The 21,007-nt window shown below is 73.0% G+C and carries 20 protein-coding genes and 3 pseudogenes; 18 read left to right on the forward strand and 5 right to left on the reverse strand.

Annotated elements, in window-relative coordinates:
• Positions 1 to 85: 85 nt before the first annotated feature.
• Positions 86 to 514: an arsenate reductase ArsC gene (locus ACWD4U_RS32780; protein WP_363461165.1), complete on the reverse strand. Its 429-nt coding sequence runs from the start codon at positions 512 to 514 to the stop codon at positions 86 to 88.
• A gap of 118 nt (positions 515 to 632) precedes the next feature.
• On the opposite strand from ACWD4U_RS32780, the gene ACWD4U_RS32785 reads away from it, so the two are divergent.
• From ACWD4U_RS32785 to ACWD4U_RS32800, 4 genes and pseudogenes are all read left to right on the forward strand, one after another.
• A complete protein-coding gene (locus ACWD4U_RS32785) occupies positions 633 to 938 on the forward strand; it encodes an ArsR/SmtB family transcription factor (RefSeq protein ID WP_363461167.1) in 306 nt (101 codons plus the stop codon).
• Positions 939 to 992: 54 nt separating this feature from the next.
• A complete protein-coding gene (locus ACWD4U_RS32790; RefSeq protein ID WP_449787383.1) occupies positions 993 to 1,751 on the forward strand; it encodes an aquaporin in 759 nt (252 codons plus the stop codon).
• Positions 1,748 to 2,757: pseudogene (locus ACWD4U_RS32795) on the forward strand (ArsO family NAD(P)H-dependent flavin-containing monooxygenase). Before ACWD4U_RS32790 ends, ACWD4U_RS32795 begins: the two are co-directional and overlap by 4 nt.
• Before the next feature lie 358 nt (positions 2,758 to 3,115).
• Entirely contained in the window at positions 3,116 to 3,553 is a 438-nt protein-coding gene (locus tag ACWD4U_RS32800; protein ID WP_363461169.1) for a type 2 periplasmic-binding domain-containing protein, read from the forward strand.
• A 21-nt stretch (positions 3,554 to 3,574) separates the two neighbouring features.
• Here the strand turns inward: ACWD4U_RS32800 and ACWD4U_RS32805 are convergent, their stop codons facing one another.
• Positions 3,575 to 4,036: a DUF5990 family protein gene (locus ACWD4U_RS32805; protein WP_363461171.1), complete on the reverse strand. Its 462-nt coding sequence runs from the start codon at positions 4,034 to 4,036 to the stop codon at positions 3,575 to 3,577.
• 334 nt (positions 4,037 to 4,370) lie between these two features.
• Between ACWD4U_RS32805 and ACWD4U_RS32810 the strand changes: the two genes are divergently transcribed.
• Positions 4,371 to 4,580 carry a MerR family DNA-binding protein gene (locus ACWD4U_RS32810; RefSeq protein ID WP_363461173.1) on the forward strand — a complete coding sequence of 70 codons (210 nt, stop codon included), beginning with the start codon at positions 4,371 to 4,373 and terminating at the stop codon, positions 4,578 to 4,580.
• A gap of 104 nt (positions 4,581 to 4,684) precedes the next feature.
• Positions 4,685 to 5,206, forward strand: a complete 522-nt coding sequence (locus tag ACWD4U_RS32815) for a DinB family protein (protein WP_363461175.1) — start codon at positions 4,685 to 4,687, stop codon at positions 5,204 to 5,206.
• A gap of 11 nt (positions 5,207 to 5,217) precedes the next feature.
• Here the strand turns inward: ACWD4U_RS32815 and ACWD4U_RS32820 are convergent.
• Both ACWD4U_RS32820 and ACWD4U_RS32825 read right to left on the reverse strand, forming a co-directional pair.
• Positions 5,218 to 5,690, reverse strand: a pseudogene (locus tag ACWD4U_RS32820) (N-acetyltransferase family protein).
• 65 nt (positions 5,691 to 5,755) lie between these two features.
• Positions 5,756 to 6,118 (reverse strand): metalloregulator ArsR/SmtB family transcription factor, encoded by a 363-nt coding sequence (locus ACWD4U_RS32825; protein ID WP_363461177.1) that lies wholly within the window; start codon positions 6,116 to 6,118, stop codon positions 5,756 to 5,758.
• A gap of 124 nt (positions 6,119 to 6,242) precedes the next feature.
• Here ACWD4U_RS32825 and ACWD4U_RS32830 point away from each other — a divergent pair, with 124 nt between their 5' ends.
• The 11 genes and pseudogenes from ACWD4U_RS32830 to ACWD4U_RS32880 all read left to right on the forward strand — a co-directional run bounded on the left by ACWD4U_RS32830 (position 6,243) and on the right by ACWD4U_RS32880 (position 18,612).
• A complete protein-coding gene (locus ACWD4U_RS32830; RefSeq protein ID WP_363461179.1) occupies positions 6,243 to 6,443 on the forward strand; it encodes a hypothetical protein in 201 nt (66 codons plus the stop codon).
• Positions 6,444 to 6,514: 71 nt separating this feature from the next.
• Entirely contained in the window at positions 6,515 to 7,897 is a 1,383-nt protein-coding gene (locus ACWD4U_RS32835; RefSeq protein WP_363461181.1) for an NAD(P)-binding domain-containing protein, read from the forward strand.
• A pseudogene (locus ACWD4U_RS32840) lies at positions 7,894 to 8,392 on the forward strand (MFS transporter); the annotation flags it as partial. The gene ACWD4U_RS32835 and the pseudogene ACWD4U_RS32840, both read left to right, overlap by 4 nt.
• A 16-nt stretch (positions 8,393 to 8,408) precedes the next feature.
• A complete protein-coding gene (locus ACWD4U_RS32845) occupies positions 8,409 to 8,621 on the forward strand; it encodes a hypothetical protein (protein WP_449787384.1) in 213 nt (70 codons plus the stop codon).
• Positions 8,614 to 9,282 carry a nuclear transport factor 2 family protein gene (locus ACWD4U_RS32850; RefSeq protein WP_363461183.1) on the forward strand — a complete coding sequence of 223 codons (669 nt, stop codon included), beginning with the start codon at positions 8,614 to 8,616 and terminating at the stop codon, positions 9,280 to 9,282. The genes ACWD4U_RS32845 and ACWD4U_RS32850 overlap by 8 nt, the downstream gene beginning before the upstream one ends.
• Before the next feature lie 158 nt (positions 9,283 to 9,440).
• Complete coding sequence (locus ACWD4U_RS32855; protein WP_363461214.1) at positions 9,441 to 13,415, forward strand: HAMP domain-containing protein; 3,975 nt, start codon at positions 9,441 to 9,443, stop codon at positions 13,413 to 13,415.
• On the forward strand, positions 13,415 to 15,892 hold the full coding sequence (locus tag ACWD4U_RS32860) for a SpoIIE family protein phosphatase (protein WP_449787385.1): 2,478 nt from the start codon (positions 13,415 to 13,417) through the stop codon (positions 15,890 to 15,892). Before ACWD4U_RS32855 ends, ACWD4U_RS32860 begins: the two co-directional genes overlap by 1 nt.
• 104 nt (positions 15,893 to 15,996) lie before the next feature.
• Positions 15,997 to 16,914 carry a SigB/SigF/SigG family RNA polymerase sigma factor gene (locus tag ACWD4U_RS32865; protein ID WP_449787386.1) on the forward strand — a complete coding sequence of 306 codons (918 nt, stop codon included), beginning with the start codon at positions 15,997 to 15,999 and terminating at the stop codon, positions 16,912 to 16,914.
• A gap of 129 nt (positions 16,915 to 17,043) precedes the next feature.
• Positions 17,044 to 17,436 (forward strand): STAS domain-containing protein, encoded by a 393-nt coding sequence (locus tag ACWD4U_RS32870; protein ID WP_363461189.1) that lies wholly within the window; start codon positions 17,044 to 17,046, stop codon positions 17,434 to 17,436.
• Positions 17,437 to 17,611: 175 nt separating this feature from the next.
• Positions 17,612 to 18,064 carry an ATP-binding protein gene (locus tag ACWD4U_RS32875; RefSeq protein WP_363461191.1) on the forward strand — a complete coding sequence of 151 codons (453 nt, stop codon included), beginning with the start codon at positions 17,612 to 17,614 and terminating at the stop codon, positions 18,062 to 18,064.
• Positions 18,065 to 18,339: 275 nt separating this feature from the next.
• Entirely contained in the window at positions 18,340 to 18,612 is a 273-nt protein-coding gene (locus ACWD4U_RS32880) for a GlsB/YeaQ/YmgE family stress response membrane protein (RefSeq protein ID WP_363461193.1), read from the forward strand.
• Between the two features lie 347 nt (positions 18,613 to 18,959).
• On the opposite strand, the gene ACWD4U_RS32885 is transcribed toward ACWD4U_RS32880, so the two are convergent.
• Complete coding sequence (locus tag ACWD4U_RS32885) at positions 18,960 to 19,493, reverse strand: helicase associated domain-containing protein (protein WP_363461195.1); 534 nt, start codon at positions 19,491 to 19,493, stop codon at positions 18,960 to 18,962.
• A 544-nt stretch (positions 19,494 to 20,037) separates the two neighbouring features.
• Between ACWD4U_RS32885 and ACWD4U_RS32890 the strand changes: the two genes are divergently transcribed.
• Positions 20,038 to 21,000 carry an AI-2E family transporter gene (locus tag ACWD4U_RS32890; protein WP_363461197.1) on the forward strand — a complete coding sequence of 321 codons (963 nt, stop codon included), beginning with the start codon at positions 20,038 to 20,040 and terminating at the stop codon, positions 20,998 to 21,000.
• Positions 21,001 to 21,007 lie beyond the last annotated feature (7 nt).

Here is a 21,007-nt window from a genome sequence, read left to right on the forward strand (position 1 = left end):
GGGTCAACGTCCTTTGGGCCTTGCTGCGGGACGGGCGACCCTACGAGCGCAGTGCGCCCGTCCCAGCAGCTAGTTGACAACGGCATTAGGAATCCTGACCGGCGGCGGCCTTGGCGTCGATCTCGGCGATGAGGCCCTCGATGCGGGCCTTGATCTCGTCGCGGATCGGGCGGACAGCTTCGACGCCCTGGCCGGCCGGGTCCTCGAGGGTCCAGTCGAGGTAGGTCTTGCCGGGGAAGTAGGGGCAGGCGTCGCCGCAGCCCATGGTGATGACGTAGTCGGAGGACTGGACGGCGTCGGCGGTGAGGATCTTCGGCTTCTGGTCGGAGATGTCGATGCCGGCCTCGGCCATGGCGGCGACGGCGGCGGGGTTGACCTCGTGGCCGGGGGCGGAGCCGGCGGAGCGGACCTCGACGCGGTCGCCCGCGAGGTGGCTGAGGAAGCCCGCGGCCATCTGGGAGCGGCCGGCGTTGTGGACGCAGACGAACAGGACGGAGGCGAGCGGCGCGGTCATGCGGGTGTCCTTCGATGGCGGGGCGGTGCGGCTCTGCGAAGACGCGCAGGTGCGGCCCGGTGGCAGGCGGGATTACGGGGCTCGCCAAGCGGGCCCGACACCGGTAACGTATCAGCCCATGGTGACGTCAGTCGATAGTGATGTGTTCAAGGCCTTGGCCGACCCGCTGCGGATGCAGATCGTGCGGCTCCTCGCCCGCGAGGCGCTGTGCACGACCCATCTGGTGGCGGAGACCGGTGCGAGACAGACCAACCTGTCGAACCACCTCAAGGTCCTGAAGGACGCGGGGCTCGTGGACACCGAGCCGTGCGGGCGCTTCACCTACTACTCGCTCAAGCCGGAGGCTCTGGACGCCCTGGCCGGAGACCTCGCGGCCCTGGCCGCCGCGGCCCGCGAAGTCGCGGGCCGCAAGCGGTCCTGCTGACCGTCACCGAAGCCCCCACCCGGCGGCCTGTCCCGCCCCGCACGAGGAGAACCCGTGAGCGCCATAGACGAGGCGAGAGCCGACGCCGTCGAGGCCGAGCCGCTGGCCGCCGACCCGCCGGCGGTCCCCCTGCTGAACCGGCTCGCGGCCGAACTGGTCGGCACCGCCGCGCTGGTCGCGGTGGTGGTCGGCTCCGGCATCCAGGCCACCGAACTGACGCGGGACGTCGGCCTGCAGCTGCTCGCCAACTCCCTGGCCACCGTCTTCGGCCTCGGCGTGCTGATCCTGCTCCTCGGCCCGGTCTCCGGCGCGCACTTCAACCCCGTCGTCACCCTCGCCGAGTGGTGGACCGGCCGCAAGGACCCGGGGGGCCTCGGCCCGCGCGAGGTCGCCGCGTACATCCCCGCGCAGATCGCCGGCGCCATCGCGGGCGCGATCCTCGCGGACGTCATGTTCGGCAAGGATTTCGTGGCCTGGTCCACCCACGACCGCTCCGCCGGGCACCTGCTGCTCGGCGAGGTCGTCGCCACCGTCGGCCTGGTGCTGCTGATCTTCGACCTCGCCAAGAGCGACCTGATCAGGTTCGCGCCGGTCGCGGTCGCCTCCTACATCGGTGCCGCGTACTGGTTCACCTCCTCCACCTCGTTCGCCAACCCGGCGGTGACGATCGGCCGCGCGTTCACCGACACCTTCGCCGGAATCGCCCCGTCCTCGGTTCCGGGATTCATCGGCATGCAGCTGATCGGCGGCGTCGTGGGCCTGGCCCTGGTCGCGCTGATCTTCACCCACCGCCGCCCGGCCGGGTCGAAGTGACTGCGGTCCGGCGCGTCCAGGTCCTGGTCGTCGGCGCGGGCCAGGCCGGCCTCGCTGCCGGCTACTACCTGCGGCGCGCCGGACTCGACTTCGCGATCCTCGACGCCTCCCCGGCCCCAGGTGGCGCCTGGCAGCACTACTGGGACAGCCTCCACCTGTTCTCCCCGGCGGCCTACTCCTCCCTGCCCGGCCGCCCGATGCCGGCCCAGGCGGGGGAGGACTATCCGGACGCCGAGCACGTCGCCCGGTACCTGGCGGAGTACGAGAAACGCTACGACCTGCCCATCCACCGTCCCGTCCAGGTCCAGGCCGTGGAGAACACCGACGGCGGCGGGCTACTGGTCGGCACCGACGACGGCACCTGGCACACCCGCGCGCTGATCATGGCGACCGGCACCTGGTCACGCCCGTTCATCCCCGCCGTGCCCGGCCGGGACGCCTTCGCCGGACGGCGCGTGGTGGTCGTGGGCGGAGGCAACTCCGGCGCGCAGATCGCCGCCGACCTCACCCGCCACGCCGCCACCGTTCGCTGGACAACGCGCCGGCCGGCCCGCTTCCTGCCCGACGAGATCGACGGCCGCGTGCTGTTCGAGATCGCCACCCACCGCTTCCAGGACGACGGTCCGCGGATCTCGGACCTCGGCGACATCGTCGCCACCGCACCCGTGCGCGTGGCCCGCGACGCCGGGATGCTTGCCGCACACCCGATGTTCGACCACCTCACCGCCGCAGGCCCGGTCTGGGCCGACGGCACCGTCTGGCCGGCGGACGCGGTGATCTGGTGCACCGGCTTCCGGCCCGCCCTCGCGCCGCTCGCGGGCCTCGGCCTGCGCGGCCGGACGGCCGGATCCCCACCGACGGCACCCGCGCGAGCGCCGACCGCCGGGTGCACCTGCTCGGCTACGGCGACTGGACCGGCCCCGCCTCCGCGACCCTGGTCGGCGTCGGCCGCACCGCACGCACCGCCATCGCCGAGATCGCTGCCGCTCTCGCGACAGCTGATTAGACAGACATCCATGAACCGGGCGGTGGCGTTCACTGCTCGTTCAATGCACACCCCTGGCGAGTGGCGAGTACACCGGCCGTTCCTAGCCTCCCTGGCATAAAGCGGTGCAAATCGGCACCGTACCCCTGCGGAGGAGTCGCCCCATGGCCCGCACCACGCACCGCCCGCACCGCCCTCACCGCGGCCTCCTGCACCGGCCCGGCTTACCCCCCGAGCCGGGAAGAACCGAGACGACGTCAAGAGTCGGCTTCGGGCAGCAGATCTGCGACCGGCCTTCACGGACCACCCGGGCTACCGCAACGCCCCCGCCCCGCTGCCCGGCGTCGCCACCCTCGGCGCGGTCGTCCCCCCCGACCACGTGAACGGGATTGAGGCCGGGCTGACGTTCGACGGGCCCGTGCTCAGCGGGATCTTCACCGGCCGGATCGCCCGCTGGAACGACCCGGCGCTGATCGCCGTCCGCAACAGCCACGGCCGCTCCATCCAGCCCTGCCCCGCCACCATCACCCTCGGCGCCTCTCTCCAGCCGCTGCCCGCGGACCTGCGGACCTCGTTCACCGACGGGCCGGACACCGACGCCTACCCGATCACCGGCACCACCTACGCCCTCGTCCGCAAGGACCAGAAGGACCCGGCCAAGGCGGCCGCGCTCGTCAACTACCTCAGCTGGGTGTTGACCGCCGGCCAGGACCGCGCTCCCGACCTCCACTACGCGCCCCTCGGCCCGAGCCTGCAGGCCCAGTCCCTCGCCAAGCTCAAGACGCTGGCAGTGAACGGCAGTCCGCTGTTCCCGTGACCGCCCGGGGGCCTGATCGGGTCAGCTACCCGCGCGGGCGGCCCATTCGATGGAGGGCGGACGGACAGCCGCGCACAGCGGATGTCCCTTGGCGTCGGTCAGGCCGAGGCGGGCGGCCAGCCGTCCGGATCGTGCGGCGGCGGTCAGGACGTCCGGGTCGACGGCGTCGAGCATGAGCTTGGCGCGGCGGAACATCATGAAGACGCCCCTGTCGTCGACGGTGCCCCAGGAGAGGTAGATGAACCGCTGGCCGGGGCGGCCCTGAATGTAGGGGCCGTTGAGGTCGATGCCGGATGCGGTGGCGCGGGCGGTGCAGTCGAGCGTCCAGATTGCCGAGGTGGCGTCGCCGGGCTGCGGGTCGAACAGTTCCTCGCGGCGATCGCGGCGCTGCACCGCAACGTGGATGTTCGTGTAGCCGGGGAAGTCGGGGCCGCCCGCGCAGGTGCGGCCGGGAAGGTCGAAGGCCTCGATCCGGATCTGCATGGTGACAGTCTTCCTCGGTGGTCTGTCAGTGGCCGGGAGGAGCGTGCCGCGCCGCACTGCGGTCCTGCGGGCGGCACACCCTTCGGCGGTGCCGTCGTTGCCACCACGACACGGCGCCGACGGCGGTCAGCGCGGCACCGGCGATCGCCCACGGGCTGGCGAGCCACGCCGCCAGTGCGCCGGACGCCGCCGCCACGAGCAGGCCCGGTATGCCGCTCGGGTCGCGGGGCGGGGTCCTGGGCGGCGCGGGCATCGGGCTCACTCCGGCGGTTCGGTGCCGGTGGTCAGTAGTTGCCCGAAGATGGCCGCGCCGAGGCGCTCGGCGTCCGCTCGGGTGAGGATCCTCGTCGTCCGCGACGGCGGCCAGGCCCCCTGCGAGCACGTCACGGCCCTGCTCAAGGAACGCCTCGTGGAGGTCGAACGCCGCCCAGCGGAACTGACGGCGACCCGAGCGATGCTCCAGGACCTGGTCCGCAGCGCGTGCGCCACCGACCCCGCCACCTGCACCGAGGGCGACATCTGCCGCATCATCGCCACCCGATGACCACCCCTGCGGCGGCCGAATGACAACCCTCCGGGACGGGCATCATCGAGCCCTGGCAGGACAGTGACCCGAGAGGACCGGCGCCCATGGCCAACGTGGTTCCGATGGAGCGGCAGACGGTCCACGAGGAGTTGGAGCGGGCGCGCTCGGAGTTTCACCGGCTGCTGGAGGCGGCCAGTGCGGACGACCTTGCCCGACGCACGCGCGGCACACGGTGGACGAACGGGCAGCTGCTGTGGCACATGCTGTTCGGCTACCTGGTCACCCGGGCGCTGCTGGTCCTGGTGCGGGCCTTCGGGCGGCTTCCGCGCGGCGTGGGCAAGGCGTTCGCGCGGCTGCTGGATGCGACGACCGTGCCGTTCGACCTCGTCAACTACGCCGGCCCCGTCGGGGCCGTGAAGGTCGTCGGTCCCCGGCGGATGGGCGCGCAGTTCGACCGCGCCATCATCGCCCTGCACCACCGGCTGGACCGCGAGTCGGAGGCTGATCTCGCCCGCGGCATGCACTACCCGGTGCGGTGGGATCCGTTCTTCCTGGACTACATGACCCTTGCGGACATCTACCGCTACCCGACCCGGCACTTCGACTTCCACCATCGCCAGCTCACGCTCGACAGCGGGAGCTGACCGGAGCGCGGTCAGTCCACGAGCGGGCTGCGGCGTTCGAGCAGGACAACGTCGCGCCACACCCCGTGGCGGCGGCCGATGCGCTCGCGGGTGCCGATGACGCGGAAGCCGGCCCGTTCGTGGAGGGCGAGGCTGGCGGTGTTCTCCGGGAAGATCCCGGACTGGATCGTCCAGATCCCGGCCGCCTCCGTCGAGGCGATCAGCGCCTCCAGCAGCCGCCCGGCCACGCCCGGCCCCGGGCCGCCGGATGGACGTAGACGGAGTGCTCGACCACGCCGGCGTACGCGCACCGGTCGGAGACCCGGCTCGCGGCGACCCAACCCGCCACCGCGCCGGGCCCGTCCAGCGCGACGAAGCGGTGCCCGGCCAGCCGGCCCGTGTCGAACGCCTCCCACGTCGGCGCGGTGGTCTCGAACGTGGCGTCGCCGCCGTCGATCCCGGCCTGGTAGATCGCCAGCACCTGATCGGCGTGGCCCTCCGACATCGGCGCGATGGTCACCGCGGGCACGGGCATGCGGACAGCCTCCGGGGACATTGGGGTGCGGGGTGTCAGCGGGCGGTGGCCAGCAGGCCGGCCATCGCGGCGAGTACGCCCGGCTCGACCCGGTAATAGACCCAGGTGCCGCGCCGCTCCGAGGCCAGCAGCCCGGCCTCGCGGAGCTTCTTGAGGTGGTGGGAGACGGTGGGCTGGGAGACGCCGACGTCCTGGATGTCGCACACGCACGCCTCGCCGCCCTCGTGCGAGGCGACGCGGGAGAAGAGCCGCAGCCGCACCGGATCGGCGAGGGCCTTGAACATGGCCGCCATCTTGACCGAGTCCTCCTCCGACAGCGCGGCCGAGGTGACCGGCGGGCAGCAGGGAACGACCTCGGGCTCGATGACCGGCAGCTCCCGCAACTTCAGATTCGACATGCGTCTATGTTGACAGACGTCGATGCGCGCGGCAAGCTCTCCTGTATTGACAGACGTCGAAGCAGGTGGTCCAGGTGCATCCCGGACGGCTGCCGCCCGGCACACCCTCACGAGGAGAAGGCCAGTGAGCACCCCCGACACCCCCGCAGTCCAGGCCGAGCAGGACACGCAGCCCGCCGCCACCTGTTGCACCGCAGCCCCCGCGAAGGAGAGCGCGCAGCAGGCACCGTGCTGCGGCACCGTCGAGGACGCGTCCGACGCCGGGTCCTGCTGCGGGCCCGCCGCCGAGACCGAGGCGCAGGCCGCGGGCTCCGGCTTCTGCTGACCCGCGTCCGAGCAGCGAATCACCCCGTCCCGACCTCCTTCGAGCGCGACCCACACCACGGAGCACATGCCATGAGCGTGAACACCACCACCCTGCCGGTCGTCGTGGTCGGCGCCGGACCCGTCGGCCTCGCGGCCGCCGCCCACCTGATCGAGCAGGGCATCGAGCCGCTGGTCCTGGAGGCCGGACCGAGCGCCGCGACGGCGGTACGCGACTGGGCCCACCTCAGGCTGTTCTCGCCCTGGGCCGAGGTCGTCGACCCGGCCGCCGAGAAGCTGCTCGCCCCGACCGGCTGGGTCCGCCCGGACGGCGCGGAGTATCCGTCCGGCGGCGACTGGGCGGAGTTCTACCTGCAGCCGCTCGCCGACGTCCTCGGCGACAAGGTGCGCTACAGCGCCCGCGTCACCGGCGTGGCCCGCGCCGGGCGGGACCGCATCGTCGACTCCTCCCGCGAGGAGCAGCCGTTCACCGTCCACGCCGAGTACGCGGACGGCCGCGAGGAGCGGATCACCGCCCGGGCGGTGATCGACGCCTCCAGCACCTGGTCCACCCCGAACCCGCTCGGCTCGGACGGCCTCCCCGCGATCGGCGAGCGCCGCCACGGCGCGCGGATCTCCTACCGGGTGCCCGACCTCAAGGACCCCGCCGTCCGCGCCCGGTACGCGGGCAAGCGGACCGCCGTGGTCGGCACCGGCGCCTCCGCCTTCACCGCCCTCGCCTACCTCGCCGACCTGGCGAAGGACGAGCCCGGCACCCACGCGGTCTGGGTGCTGCGGCGCAGCATCAACGGCTCCACCTACGGAGGCGGCGAGGCCGACCAGCTGCCCGCCCGCGGCGCGCTCGGTCTGCGCGCGAAGAAGGCCGTCGAGGACGGCCACGCGAGTGCGCTCACCGGGTTCCGCACCGCCGCCGTCCAGCCCGAGGGCGACCAGGTCGTCCTGGTCGCCGAGGACGGCCGGGGCAGCGAGCCGGTGGACGAGATCGTCGTCCTGACCGGCCTGCGCCCGGACCTGTCGTTCCTGTCCGAGGTCCGGCTCGGCCTCGACGAGCGGCTCCAGGCTCCTGTCGCACTCGCGCCGCTGATCGACCCCAACCAGCACTCCTGCGGCACCGTCTACCCGCACGGCGCCGCCGAACTGGCCCACCCCGAGGAGGGCGTGTTCCTGGTCGGCATGAAGTCCTACGGCCGGGCGCCGACGTTCCTCGCGATGACCGGCTACGAGCAGGTCCGCTCCGTCGCGGCCCAGCTCGCCGGCGACCTGGAGGCCGCCGCCCGCGTCGAACTCACCCTCCCCGAGACCGGAGTCTGCGGCGGCGCCGGCCTGTTCGACGAGCCCGCCGCGGCCCAGACCGGCGAGGGCGGTGGCTGCTGCTCGGTGCCGGCCGCACCTCAGCTAATCACCCTCGGCGACCCCGCCACCGAATCCTCCTGCTCCACCAGCGGCGGCTGCTGACCGGGCCCGTGACCGCCACTCACCTCAGCGGGGCCGCGACCGGAACACGGTCGCGGCCCCGCGCCGTACTGCGCGCCCTGTGCATTCCCCAGATCACCGGCTGGGGCATCCTCTACTACGCCTTCCCCGTCCTCTCCCCGCGGATCACTGCCGACACCGGCTGGAGCACCGCGCGGGCGACCGCTGCGTTCACCGCCGCCCTGCTCCTGTCGGCTCTGGCGGGGATCCCGTCGGCCGGATCATCGACCGGCGCGGCCCCCGCACCCTGATGACCACGGGCTCCGTGCTCGGCGTGGTCGCGCTCGCCGGTGTTGCGGCCGCCCCGAGCCTGCCCGTGTTCTTCGCGGCCTGGCTGCTCGCGGGCACGGCGATGGCCGCGACCTTCTACCAGCCCGCCTTCACCGCCCTCACCCGCTGGCACCAGCCCGACCACGTCCGGGCGCTCTCACCACCGTCACCCTGGCCGGCGGCCTCGCCTCCACCGTCTTCGCCCCCGCGGGGCATCCACGAGATGCCGTTCGACGCCGACGACGTCCCCGTGGGCGACACGCCCGCGGACCTCGACGTCGGGACCACGGCCGCCCGTCTGCTCGCGCTCCACCAGGGACTGCTGGTGCTCGTCCGGGCCGGCCTGCCCCGCACCACGCTGCACAGCGTCACCGTCGGCGCGATGGCGTCGATCGGCTCCTTGAGTACCTCACGAAAGCAGGACGACCATGAGTGACACCCGGCGGCTCTGGCACGACTACGCCGCCTGCTGGTCGGCCGACCCCGCCCGCCGACTTGCCGCGCCGGGAGCGGTCGCGGTGGACGACGTCGCCTACCGCGACCCCGGCACCGAGGTCGCCGACCTGACCGAACGCGCCGCCTACATGGCCGGTTCCACCGGTGCCTTCCCCGGCCACCGGTTCCGCATCGACGAGGTGCTGGAGCACCACGACCGCTCGCTCGCCCACTGGGCCCGACTCGACGCACAGGGCGAGAGCGCCTCGACCGGCATCAGCACCGCCCGCCACCACGAGGACGGACGCCTCACCGACATCACCGGCTTCTTCCTCCCGGCCTGGACGCGCTTCAGCCAGGCGCTCGGGCAAGCGCCTGGCATGCGGCCCCGGGACTGCCGGGTCGTGGTGCCGCCCGGCCGATGCCCCCAGTCAGGGCGGAGGTTTGTCCCTCTACGACAACCTGGTGTCGACCCTCGCGGTGGTCGCCGGTCGCCGGTCGCCGAACTCGGCGAGCAGGCGCACCGACACCTGTCGCGCAGCGACGAGACCGCCACCCGCGCCGGCCTGACCCGACCCGGCGTAGTGCCCTCGATCGGCAGCGCCGCCGACACCTGCGACCACGCACGTGCCGGGCAGTGGGCCTGTTCGGGGCCGGGCTGATCACACGTCACGGACCACCGTGGAAGGGTTCCGGGCTTCGCGGCGGGGGCCGGGCTTGGGGTAGCCTCCCGGGCTGTACGTGCCTGTTCTTCGGCCGTCGGTGCGGTCGGGTCGGGCTGGGCTCCTAGGGAGGCGACGTTCCGATGGCTGGCTCGGCAATGTCCAGGCGTGTGGAGAACGGCGCTGCCGGCTCCGTGCCCGCGCAGGTCGGTGAGCCCGAGCTGAGGCTGCTGCTCGCGGGGCTCACGGCCGTGCGGGACGGCGACTTCGGGACGCGGCTGCCGCGCGACGCGGACGGCCTGCTCGGCGAGATCGCGGGCGTCTTCAACGGGATGGTCGACCAGTTGTCGCGCTTCACCTCCGAGGTGACCCGGGTGGCGCGGGAGGTCGGCACCGAGGGCCGGCTCGGCGGCCAGGCCCGGGTGCCCGGGGTGTCGGGCACCTGGGAGGACCTGACCGACTCCGTCAACGCCATGGCGGGGAACCTCACCACCCAGGTCCGCGACATCGCGCAGGTGGCGACGGCGGTGGCGAAGGGCGACCTGTCGCAGAAGATCACCGTGGACGCGCGGGGCGAGATCCTGGAGCTGAAGAACACCGTCAACACGATGGTCGACCAGCTGTCGTCGTTCGCGGGCGAGGTGACCCGGGTGGCCCGCGAGGTCGGCACCGAGGGCCGGCTCGGCGGCCAGGCGGACGTCCGCGACGTCTCGGGCACCTGGCGCGACCTGACCGACTCCGTCAACTTCATGGCGGGGAACCTCACCGGCCAGGTCCGCTCGATCGCGCAGGTGGCGACGGCGGTGGCGAAGGGCGACCTGTCGCAGAAGATCACCGTGGACGCGCGGGGCGAGATCCTGGAGCTGAAGAACACCGTCAACACGATGGTCGACCAGCTGTCGTCGTTCGCGGGCGAGGTGACCCGGGTGGCCCGCGAGGTCGGCACCGAGGGCAACCTCGGGGGACAGGCCACCGTCCGCGGGGTCTCGGGGACGTGGAAGGACCTCACCGACAACGTCAACGTGATGGCCTCCAACCTGACCGGCCAGGTCCGCTCGATCGCGCAGGTGGCCACCGCGGTCGCCAGGGGCGACCTGTCGCAGAAGATCACCGTCGAGGCCAAGGGCGAGGTCGCCGCGCTCGCCGGGGTGATCAACACGATGGTCGACACCCTCTCGGCGTTCGCCGACGAGGTGACCCGGGTGGCCCGCGAGGTCGGCACCGAGGGCATGCTCGGCGGCCAGGCCAGGGTCGCCAACGTCGCCGGGACCTGGAAGGACCTCACCGACAGCGTCAACTTCATGGCGCACAACCTGACCAGCCAGGTGCGCAACATCGCCCAGGTGACCACCGCGGTCGCCAACGGCGACCTGACCCGCAAGATCGACGTCGACGCACGCGGCGAGATCCTGGAGCTCAAGACCACCATCAACACGATGGTCGACCAGCTCTCCGCGTTCGTCGCCGAGGTCACCCGGGTGGCCCGCGAGGTCGGCAGCGAGGGGCGGCTCGGCGGCCAGGCCGAGGTCGAGGGCGTCTCCGGCACCTGGAAGCGCCTGACCGAGAACGTCAACGAGCTGGCCGGCAACCTCACCCGCCAGGTCCGGGCGATCGCCGAGGTGACCAGCGCGGTCGCCGCCGGCGACCTGACCCGCTCGATCACGGTCGACGCCTCCGGCGAGGTCGCTGACCTCAAGGACAACATCAACTTCATGGTGGAGTCCCTGCGCGAGACCACCCGGGCCAACGAGGACCAGGACTGGCTGAAGACCAACCTGGCCCGGATCGCCGCCCTCCTCCAGGGCCGGCGCGACCTGGCGATGGTGGCCGAGTCGGTCATGGACGAGCTGACGCCGCTGGTCAGCGCCCAGTGCGGCGCCTTCTACCTCGCCGAGGAGACCGCGGAGGGCACCGTCCTCCAGCTCGTCGGCTCCTACGCCCTCCCGGCCGGCTCCCGGCCCAGCTTCCGGCTCGGCGAGTCGTTCGTCGGGCAGTCGGCCCGCAGCCGGCGCGCCATCACCGTCGACCGGCTGCCGGCCGACTACCTGGCCGTCTCCTCGGGCCTCGGCCGCAGCGAGACGCTGTCGCTGATCGTGCTGCCGATCCTGGTCGAGGGCCAGGTCCTGGGCGTCATCGAGCTGGCCTCCGTCCAGCCGTTCACCCAGGTCCACCGGGCCTTCCTGGAACAGCTGATGGAGACCATCGGCGTCAACGTCAGCACCATCATCGCGAACGCCCGGACCGACGAGCTGCTCGGCGAGTCCCAGCGCCTGACCGCCGAACTCCAGGTCCGCTCGCAGGAACTGCAGTCCCGTCAGGAGGAGTTGCAGGCATCCAACGCTGAGCTCGAGGAGAAGGCCGAGCTGCTGGCCGCGCAGAAGAGCGACATCGAGGCCAAGAACCTGGAGATCGAGCAGGCCCGCCAGGAGCTCGAGGACCGCGCCCACCAGCTGTCGCTCGCCTCGAAGTACAAGTCCGAGTTCCTGGCCAACATGAGCCACGAACTGCGCACCCCGCTCAACAGCCTGCTGATCCTCTCCCAGCTGCTCGCCCAGAACCCGACCCGGAACCTGACCGCCAAGCAGGTGGAGTACGCCGGGATCATCCACTCGGCGGGCTCCGACCTGCTCCAGCTGATCAACGACATCCTCGACCTGTCCAAGGTCGAGGCGGGGAAGGTCGACGTCACCGTCGCCGCAGTCGCGCTGCCCGCCCTGCTCGAGTACGTCGAGGCCACCTTCCGCCCGATGACCGGCCAGAAGAACCTCGCCTTCGCCGTGCGCACCGGCGACGGCGTCCCGGGCGAGATCCACACCGACGACTACCGGCTGCGCCAGGTGCTGCGCAACCTGCTGTCCAACGCGGTCAAGTTCACCGAGCAGGGCCGGATCGAGCTGCGGGTCGAGGCCGCCGTCGAGTCCGAACTGCCCGACGGCGTCCGCAGGGAGGACGCAGTGCTGGCCTTCCGGGTCACCGACACCGGGATCGGCATCGCCCCGCAGCACCTGGAGACCGTGTTCGGCGCGTTCCAGCAGGCGGACGGCACGACCAGCCGCAAGTACGGCGGAACCGGCCTCGGGCTCTCGATCAGCCGCGAGATCGCCTACCTGCTCGGCGGGGCGATCACCGTCCAGAGCACGGTCGGCTCCGGCAGCACGTTCACCCTGTACGTGCCGGTCAGCTGGCCCGGCCCGGCCGAGGCCGACCAGCCGTCGGGCCGGGCCGCGGTCGGTGCCGCCGCGGTCCCGCCGAGCGGCGACGTCCGCCCGCCAGGGCACCTGCGGCGGGTCCTGGTGGTGGAGGCCCGGTCGAACGGCCTGCTGAGCCTGGTCACCGAGAACGCCCTCGGCGACCTCTCGCGGGCCGAGCGCGAGGTCGAGATGATCACCGCGGTCGGGGCGGAGGAGGCCGCCGCCACCCTGGCCACCGTCTTTTGCCACTGCGTGGTCCTCGACCTCGACCTGCCCGACGCCGCCGCCCGTGTCCTGCTCCAGCAGATCGAGGGCGACCCGGCGCTGCACACCCTGCCCGTCCTCGCCCACCGCAGCCGCGGCCTGGGCGCCGACGACGAACTCGCCCGGCACGACAGCGGCCGGGCCCGGACGGTCGAGGTGCTCTCCAGCCTCGACGAACTGCGCGAGCGCATCGCCCTGCACATGAGCGCCGACGGCGCCGGCGACGTCCTGCCGCTGCTGCGCCACACCGAGGCCGCGGGCCAGGCCGCCGTCGACCCCTCCCTGACCGGCCGCACCGTGCTGGTCGTCGACGACGACGACCGCAACCTGTACGCCATCACCGGCATCCTCGAACTCCACGGCATGCGCGTCCTGCAGGCCGAGAACGGCCGCGCCGCGCTCGAGGTGCTCAAGGAGCACGCCGGCATCGACGTGATCCTGATGGACGTGATGATGCCCGAGATGGACGGCTACACCGCCACCGCCGCGATCCGGGCAATGCCCGAGCACGCCACCCTGCCGATCATCGCCGTGACCGCCAAGGCCATGATCGGCGACCGCGAGAAGAGCCTCGCGTCGGGAGCCAGCGACTACATCACCAAGCCCGTCGACGCCGGCGAACTGGTCCGTCGGATCACCGCCCAGCTGGCCGCCGCGGCCGACGGCGGCCAGAACTGATGAGCCGTCAGGAGCGTTTCGTGCAGGAGTCGTCCGCCCCGATCCCGGGCGGCCCCGCCACCGCGCCCGCGGTCCCCGCGGCCCGGCCCGGGGACGGCGGGTCGCCGTCCCCGGCCGAGAGCCTCGAGCGGCTGGCGGCGACGGTCGAGCGGTTGCGCGCCGAACTCGCCCGCAGCGACGCCGACGCCGCCGGCCGCTCACTCGTCGAGATGGCCGCGGGCGTCCTCGTCGAGCGCCTGCACTGCGGGCCCACCGAGGCCGCCGCGCACCTCGCCATGCTCGCCGACCAGGCCGACCTGCCGGTGCTGGAGATCGCCGCCGACCTCGTCAACCAGGCCGCCGGCGACCGGATCACCGCCATCGCCCGCGAATTCGTCACCACGTCCGCCGGCCCCGCCGAACCGGTCGCACTGCGCCTGCGCCGCACCGAGGCCCGAGCCCTGGCGGCCGGGGACACCGCGGCCGCGGCCCGCTCGATGCTCGAACACGCGCTCCGCCCGCTCGGGGCCGAGGCCGTCGCGATCTGGGCGGCCCACCCCGACCAGTCGCTGTCCCTGGAGGGCAGCGCCGGCTTCGACGAAGCCGAGGCCCACCGCTGGCGGCACGTACCGCCCGGCGTGCCCACCCCGGCCCGGCGGGCGCTCGCCGAACGCGGCCCGGTCGCCTACCCGTCACTCGCCCAGGCCAGCCTCCCGTCCATCGGTCAGCACCAGTTCGAAGGCGGCCGGATCGCCGTGCCCGCCGGGATCGGCGGACGCCTGGTCGGCGTCCTGGAGATCTGCTGGACCCACGCGCTGCCCGAGCAACCCCAGCCGCTCCAACGCCAGTTCGAGGTGCTGGCCCAACTCTGCGCCGCCACCCTGGAAACCTGGTCCGAACACGGCACGGCCGGCGGCGGCGAACCGGAGCTGGACGAGCTGCGCCACCTGACCGACGGCGTCCTCGACGCCTGCCTCGTGCTGGAGGTCACGCCGGCCGGCGAGGAGCCCCGGCTCGGCTTCACCGTCCGGCACGTCAACCCCGCCTTCGTCGACTTCGCGGGCCGCCCCACCAGCGCCGTCCTCGGCGCCCGCCTGCTGGACACCTACCCGCTGGCCGCCGAACCGGGCGGCCTCGCCGAGAAGATCGAGCACGTCTTCGCCACCGGCGAGCCCTTCCGCACCCCGGCGATGCGGCTGGCCGCCACGGTCGACGGTGTGCCCCTGGAGACGTCGGCCCAGGTCAGCATCAGCCGGCACGGCACCCGCATCCTCGTCATCTGGCGCCTCGACGACGGCACCCCGCGGGTGGCGCGCCTGCTGCACCACGCCCAGCGGCTCGGCCGGATCGGCGGCTTCGAGGAGAACATCCACTCCCGCGAGGTCGTCTGGAGCGAGACGCTGTACGAACTGCACGGCCTGCCGCCCACCGCCCGGACGATCCCGCTCGACCAACTCGCCGACCACGCCCACCCCGACGACCGGCACGCCATCAGCCGGTTCCTGCGCACCCTGCTCCACCACCAGCGACCCGCCTCCACCGCGTTCCGGCTGCTGCGGCCCGACGGGGTGACCCGGCACATCCGGGTGGTGGCCGAACCCGTCCGCGACCCGGCCGCCGGGCTCATCGCGCTGCGCGGCGCCTACCAGGACATCTCCGCCCAGCACTGGACCGAGGTCGCTCTCGCCGCCACCCGCGACCAACTGGCCCACACCGAACAGCAGGCCGCCGAGCGCAGCCGCCTCGCCCTCCAACTCCAGCACGCCATCATGCCGCCCGCCCGCGGCCCGTTCGTCCTGCACGACCTGCGCACCGCGGTCCGCTACCGGCCCGCCGAGAAGGACCACCTGGTCGGCGGCGACTGGTACGACGCCTTCGCGCTGCCGTCCGGCCAGGTGCTGCTGTGCGTCGGCGACGTCGCCGGGCACGGCATCGAGGCCGCCACCGGCATGGTCGCCCTGCGCAACGCGCTGCGCGGCCTGGCTGCCACCGGGGCCGGGCCGGGCCAACTGCTCACCTGGCTCAACAGCGTCACCCACCACCTCACCGACAGCGTCACCGCGACCGCGATCTGCGGGCTCTACGACCCCGGCACCCGCCGCCTGCGCTGGGCCCGGGCCGGCCACCTGCCGCCCGTGCTGCTGCGCGACGGCCGGGCGTGCACGCTGCCCCAGCCCGGCGGCATCCTGCTCGGGGCCCTGGACCAGGCCGACTACGAGGAGGAGCAGATCGACCTGCGGCCCGACGACGTCCTGGTGATGTACACCGACGGCCTGATCGAACGCCGTGACGAGTCCCTCCAGGCTTCGCTGTCCGGCCTGCTCGCCCTCAGCGAGCAGTCCCGCGGCGCCCGCGGGGACGGCGCCGCCGACATCGAGGCCCACCTCGACCACCTGCTGCGCTACAGCGCCGCCGACACCGACGACGACACCTGCCTGGTCGGCATCAGCATCTCCACCGGCAGCATCCCCACCGGCCGCGGGGACACCGGAGACTGAACCGCCGTCAAGAACACACGATTCCTTCACGATTCGAGGTGGCATGGGTCCGGCCGCAGCGGGTAGCGGGGGTACGGACCGTAGTGCCGAGGGAAGGGAACAACATGGCCGTGACCACTGACGAACTCCTTGGTGAGCGGACGACCCCTTCCCGGCCGGGGTCGGCTGACGCACCGTCGGCGGTGCCCGCCGCACCCGTGGACGCACCCACGGCCCCGCCGCCGCTGCCCGAGCTCGCCGGCACCGAGGATCCGCGGCGGGTCGCGCCGGCCGACGCCCGCGAACTCACCAAGGTCCTCCTGGCCCGACTCGCGACGCTCGAAGAAGGCACCCGCGAGTACTCCTACGTGCGCTCGACCCTGGTCGAGCTCAACCTCTCCCTGGTCCGGTTCGCGATACGCCGCTTCGGCTCGCACCGCGAGTCGACGGACGACCTGCTCCAGGTCGGCTCGATCGGCCTGATCAAGGCCATCGACCGCTTCGAGCCGGAGCGCGGCCTGGAGTTCACGACCTACGCGCTGCCGACCATCCTGGGCGAGATACGCCGGCACTTCCGCGACCACACCTGGGCCGTGCACGTCCCGCGCCGCCTCCAGGAACTGCGGCTCAGCCTCACCAAGGCCCAGGACGCCCTCTCCCAGCGACTGGACCGCGCGCCCACCGTCGCCGAACTCGCGGAGCACCTCGGCATCCCGCAGGAGGAGGTCATCGAGGGACTCACCGCCGCCAACGGCTACACCGCCGGCTCGCTCGACACCCCCAGCGACGAGGACAGCCCTGCGCTGCCCGCGCACCGGATCGGCGCCGACGACGTCCGCCTCGACCTGGTCGAGAACCTGGTGGCGCTCAAGCCCCTGGTCGCCGCGCTGCCCGAGCGGGACCGGCTGGTCCTGTCCATGCGCTTCACCCAGGACCTCACCCAGTCCCAGATCGGCGAGCGTCTCGGCGTCTCGCAGATGCACGTCTCGCGACTCCTGTCCCGCGCGCTCAAGCGCCTTCGCGAGGGTCTCGCCGAGGAATGAGGGCAGGGCAACCCCCGGTGTGGCGACGGCCCGCCACCCGGGGCCGGGCCGACGGTGCGTCACCCGGATCTTGGCCGACGGTGCGAGCGTGCGTAAGGTCGAAGGCAACACGAGTGGAGGGGGTTGAGGATGCCGACCCAGAACGACTCCGTGCCCACCATGGGCGACGGTGCCGCCACCGGCCTGACCGTCCGGCTGCGGCCCGCCAGGGGACGGGCCGTGGTCCTGGCATTCGAAGGCGACCTGGACATCGAGACACTCGGCCGGGCCCGGCCGGCCCTCGACGAGACGATCGCCGGGCACCCGTCCACGCTTGTGGTGGACCTGGGCGCGGTGGGATTCTGCGACTCCTCGGGCCTCAACCTGCTGCTGAAGGCCCGGATGGCCGCGGTCGCCGCCGACATCCGGCTACGGCTCGCGGCGCCCTCGTCCGCAGTGTCGAGGCTGCTGGAGCTGACCGGCGCCGACTCCGTGTTCGCCGTCCACCCCTCGGTCGACGCGGCACTCGCCGACGACCGCTGACCGCGGACACCGACGGGGGCGCCGACCAGGGCGCAGCCCCACCCGGCGGACCCGCGGCCGACACCGCCCGACATGCCGACCACCCGCACGCACGATCCCGACCCGGCGCATGAAGTCGCCCGCGGCCGGGAATCCGACCGCCGAAGACAGCGCCGAACGGAAGGGGGCCCCGCCCATGGAGACGAGCCGGGACACCCTTGGCACCGACCCGGTCACCGCCGGGCCCGTCCTGCCCCCCGGCGGTCAGCGCCGCCGACTCCACATGGCGGCCCTCGCCAAGCCCGTCGCCCGCGCCAGGGCATTCACCGAGACGGCCCTGGCCGACTGGAGCTGGCCCACCCCGCGCGACCGGCAGGACATCGTCCTGGTGGTCGCGGAGCTCGTCGGCAACGCCAAACTCCACGCCGACGGCCCGGTCGACCTGATCCTCGACGCGTCCCCCGACCGCCTGCGGATCGAGGTCAGCGACACCTGCACCGACCTCCCCGTCCCGCGCAGCCCCCGCAACCCCGCCCTCCCCGGCGGCCACGGCCTCTTCATCGTCCAGCAGGCCGTCAGCCGCTGGGGCGCCCAGGCCCACGGCGCGGGCAAGACCGTCTGGGCGGAGTTCGACACCCCGGGCGCCTGACGCCCCGCCACCACACGGCGGGAGTGCCCCGCCGCCACTCTGGGGGGAGTGCCCCGCCGCCACTCTGGGGGAGTGCCCCGCCACCCGGGCCTGGCGGCCCGGGCCCGCGCCGACCCGCTCGTGGGGCGGCACCGGTCTGCCCCACCGCTGCCGCGGCCGGCTCATCCTCCGGCCGCACGACTCCTGACGACTCGTCGGAAACCCGGGGTTTGGAAATCCGGCCGAGGAGAAGACGACCTCCAGCACCGATCGTCCCGCCGAGACAGGAGAAGCACATGGGAATCATCGCCTGGATACTGATCGGCCTGATCGCGGGCTCCATCGCCAAGGCCCTGATGCCGGGCCGCGACCCCGGCGGCATCATCGTCACCATGCTCATCGGCATCGCGGGCGGTCTGCTCGGCGGCTGGCTGGGCAAGGTGGTCTTCGGCGTCGACTCCATCGACGGGTTCTTCGACCTGTCCACCTGGGTCGCCGCCATCGCCGGCTCGATCATCCTGTTGATCGGCTACCGCCTGGTTACCGGCGACAGGCACCACCACGCCTGACCGAACCACCCCCGAGGCGCGGCGGCTCCCCCTCCCGGAGGGGGAGCCGCCGCGCGCTGTCGCCGTCCCCGGGCACCGCCGGGGGAGCGGCGGTTCGGAACCCTTCCCCCTCGTGCCGCACCGCAACGGCGACGACGCCGAGCACATGCTGCCCGCCACCCTGACCGGGACGCTGCCGCGCCACACCGCCGAGACCTTCCGCTCCTGACGCACCAGCGGCCCCGTGCCGCTCGACCGGGAGACCACTGCCCGCCGCTTTCTCAGGGCGTCCCGGAGCCTATCGACCCGGCAGCCGGCTCACGCCCACTGGATGCCGTGTTCGGCGAGGGCGGCGAGTTGATCCGGGGTCAGCTTGTCCCGCCGGCTCTTGGTGTTCGTGAGCCACGCACCCAGCCCGACGTCGACTTGGTCCCGCCGCCGGAGAGCGTGAGGTGTTCTTTGTGGGGGCGGGGTACCCGGATGTGGCCTTCCCGGGCGGCTAACTGCGCGAGCGCGGCTACGCGCTGGGCGGACCGGTCGGCTTGGGAGACCCGCGGCCGCGCCGCCGCCTTCCGCTCGTCCGCGACCGCCTTCGCGGCCACCAGCTCCGGCTCGGCCTCGATTCCGATCGCCGCCAGCAGCTCCTGCTGCTCCTCCGCCAGGTTCGGGTGCTGCCCGGCCCGCTGGGCGACCACCCACCGGCCGAGGTTCTCGCCCTCGAACACGGTCGACTCGGGTAGGTGCGCCCAGTCGACCTCGCCGTCGCACTCCAACCACCAGGTCCGGGCGGCGGCGTAGGCGCGCTGCCAGGTGATCGGCCAGGTGGGGCACCACCACGGGTCGATCTCCTCCAGCGCCCGCCGGCGTTCCGGCGCGAGCGCGCCCGGCTCGCCCTCCGGCACCTACGCCGCCGCCCTCAGCGGCACCAACCACGTGCCGAGCTGGTAGCCGCCGACCGACGCCCGCGCCGGCGCCGCCTACGAGGAACTGTGTTCGGCCGGCCCGGATGAGCCCGTAGCGGCCGGGCGACGAAGCAGAGGCCGTCCACCACCCGTCGCACCGACCTGGTCGGTGACCGCACCGCGCACCGTCGTGGCCGGGAGATGAGCATGTCGGCTCGTTCCGCGTCGTCGTCGGGTCTGGGACGGTGCCCGAGCCGCGGGAGGGACGGTCGGCCGGGGGTGGCTGTGCTTCCGTCGGCAGTTGCGGGGCAGACGGCCGACGGCGGCCGATGGCGGTCACGGTCGCTCCCCGAATGAGGAAGCGAGGGCAACGGTGGAGCCCGAGGAGCATGCAGCGAACACCGCCGGCGACCTGTCGCCGGCCAGACGAGCCGGCGGGCCGCGGACGCGGCTTTCGGCCGTGCACCGGCGGTTGCCTCAGGGCACGTCGTGGTTCCGGGCGGGCTTCGCACTCAGCGTAGGAGCGCTGCTGGCATGGCAGTTGGTGGACGCCGTCCTCCAACTCGCCTCGCTGCTCACCCTGCTGCTGCTCGCCGTGTTCATCGCGGTCAGCCTGGAGCCGGTGGTGGCGGGGCTGGAGCGGCGCGGACTGCCCCGCGGCTGGGCGGTGACGGCGGTGGTGGCCTCACTCGCCCTGCTGCTGGCCGGTCTCGTGGCCGTCGTGTTCCCCGCGATTACTGCGGAGGCACACGCCTTGGCCGACGCCGTGCCGGCCTGGCTGCAGCAACTGCACGACCACCAGTCGACCCTGGGCAGGGTCGAGGACCGCTATCACCTGGTCGAGCGGGCGAAACAGAGCCTCGCTTCGGGCGGCGGTTCGGCCTCGGGCCTTTTCGACGGTGCTCTCGGCGCGGGCCGACTGCTGCTGAGCACCGTGACCGCCACGGTGGTCGTCGCAAGCGTCACGCTCTACGTCATGGCGGCGCTGCCGGCCATCAAGGCGTTCTGCTACCGCTTCGTTCCGCGCAGCCGACGCCGGAGCGTCGAGGAGATCACGGAGGAGATCCTCGACCGGACGGGCCGCTACATGCTGGGCAACGTGGTGACCTCGGCCCTCGCGGGCCTGGCCACCCTCGCCTGGTGCGCGGCCACCGGAGTGCCCTACGCGGGGGCGCTCGGTGTCTTCGTCGCGCTGATGGACCTGGTCCCCATGGTCGGCTCGACGATCGGTGGCGTCGTCGTCAGCCTGGTCGCCCTGTCGGTCTCGCTGCCGGTCGCGCTCGCCACGGCCGGTTTCTACGTGGCCTTCCGGCTCATGGAGGACTACCTGATCACGCCCAGGGCCATGAAGCTCGCGGTGGACGTGCACCCGATCGTGACGGTGGTGGCAGTCCTGCTTGGAGGAGCGCTCCTGGGGCTGGTCGGCGCCCTGGTCGCGGTGCCCGTCGCCGTAGCCCTCGGTCTCATCCTGGACGAGTACGTCTTCCCCCGCACTGACAACTCGTGAGGTCGAG

The sequence above is a fragment of the Kitasatospora sp. NPDC002522 genome, from assembly GCF_053595195.1.

Bases quoted from the DNA above. Each gene is read 5' to 3' on its own strand.
- ACWD4U_RS32835 (WP_363461181.1), top strand. From the start codon at position 6,515: ATGAGCGTGAACACCACCACCCTGCCGGTCGTCGTGGTCGGCGCCGGA.
- ACWD4U_RS32815 (WP_363461175.1), top strand. From the start codon at position 4,685: ATGGAGCGGCAGACGGTCCACGAGGAGTTGGAGCGGGCGCGCTCGGAG.
- ACWD4U_RS32850 (WP_363461183.1), top strand. From the start codon at position 8,614: ATGAGTGACACCCGGCGGCTCTGGCACGACTACGCCGCCTGCTGGTCG.
- ACWD4U_RS32860 (WP_449787385.1), top strand. From the start codon at position 13,415: ATGAGCCGTCAGGAGCGTTTCGTGCAGGAGTCGTCCGCCCCGATCCCG.
- ACWD4U_RS32865 (WP_449787386.1), top strand. From the start codon at position 15,997: ATGGCCGTGACCACTGACGAACTCCTTGGTGAGCGGACGACCCCTTCC.
- ACWD4U_RS32805 (WP_363461171.1), bottom strand. From the start codon at position 4,036: ATGCAGATCCGGATCGAGGCCTTCGACCTTCCCGGCCGCACCTGCGCG.
- ACWD4U_RS32870 (WP_363461189.1), top strand. From the start codon at position 17,044: ATGCCGACCCAGAACGACTCCGTGCCCACCATGGGCGACGGTGCCGCC.
- ACWD4U_RS32825 (WP_363461177.1), bottom strand. From the start codon at position 6,118: ATGTCGAATCTGAAGTTGCGGGAGCTGCCGGTCATCGAGCCCGAGGTC.
- ACWD4U_RS32855 (WP_363461214.1), top strand. From the start codon at position 9,441: ATGTCCAGGCGTGTGGAGAACGGCGCTGCCGGCTCCGTGCCCGCGCAG.
- ACWD4U_RS32875 (WP_363461191.1), top strand. From the start codon at position 17,612: ATGGAGACGAGCCGGGACACCCTTGGCACCGACCCGGTCACCGCCGGG.
- ACWD4U_RS32880 (WP_363461193.1), top strand. From the start codon at position 18,340: ATGGGAATCATCGCCTGGATACTGATCGGCCTGATCGCGGGCTCCATC.
- ACWD4U_RS32785 (WP_363461167.1), top strand. From the start codon at position 633: ATGGTGACGTCAGTCGATAGTGATGTGTTCAAGGCCTTGGCCGACCCG.
- ACWD4U_RS32845 (WP_449787384.1), top strand. From the start codon at position 8,409: ATGCCGTTCGACGCCGACGACGTCCCCGTGGGCGACACGCCCGCGGAC.
- ACWD4U_RS32780 (WP_363461165.1), bottom strand. From the start codon at position 514: ATGACCGCGCCGCTCGCCTCCGTCCTGTTCGTCTGCGTCCACAACGCC.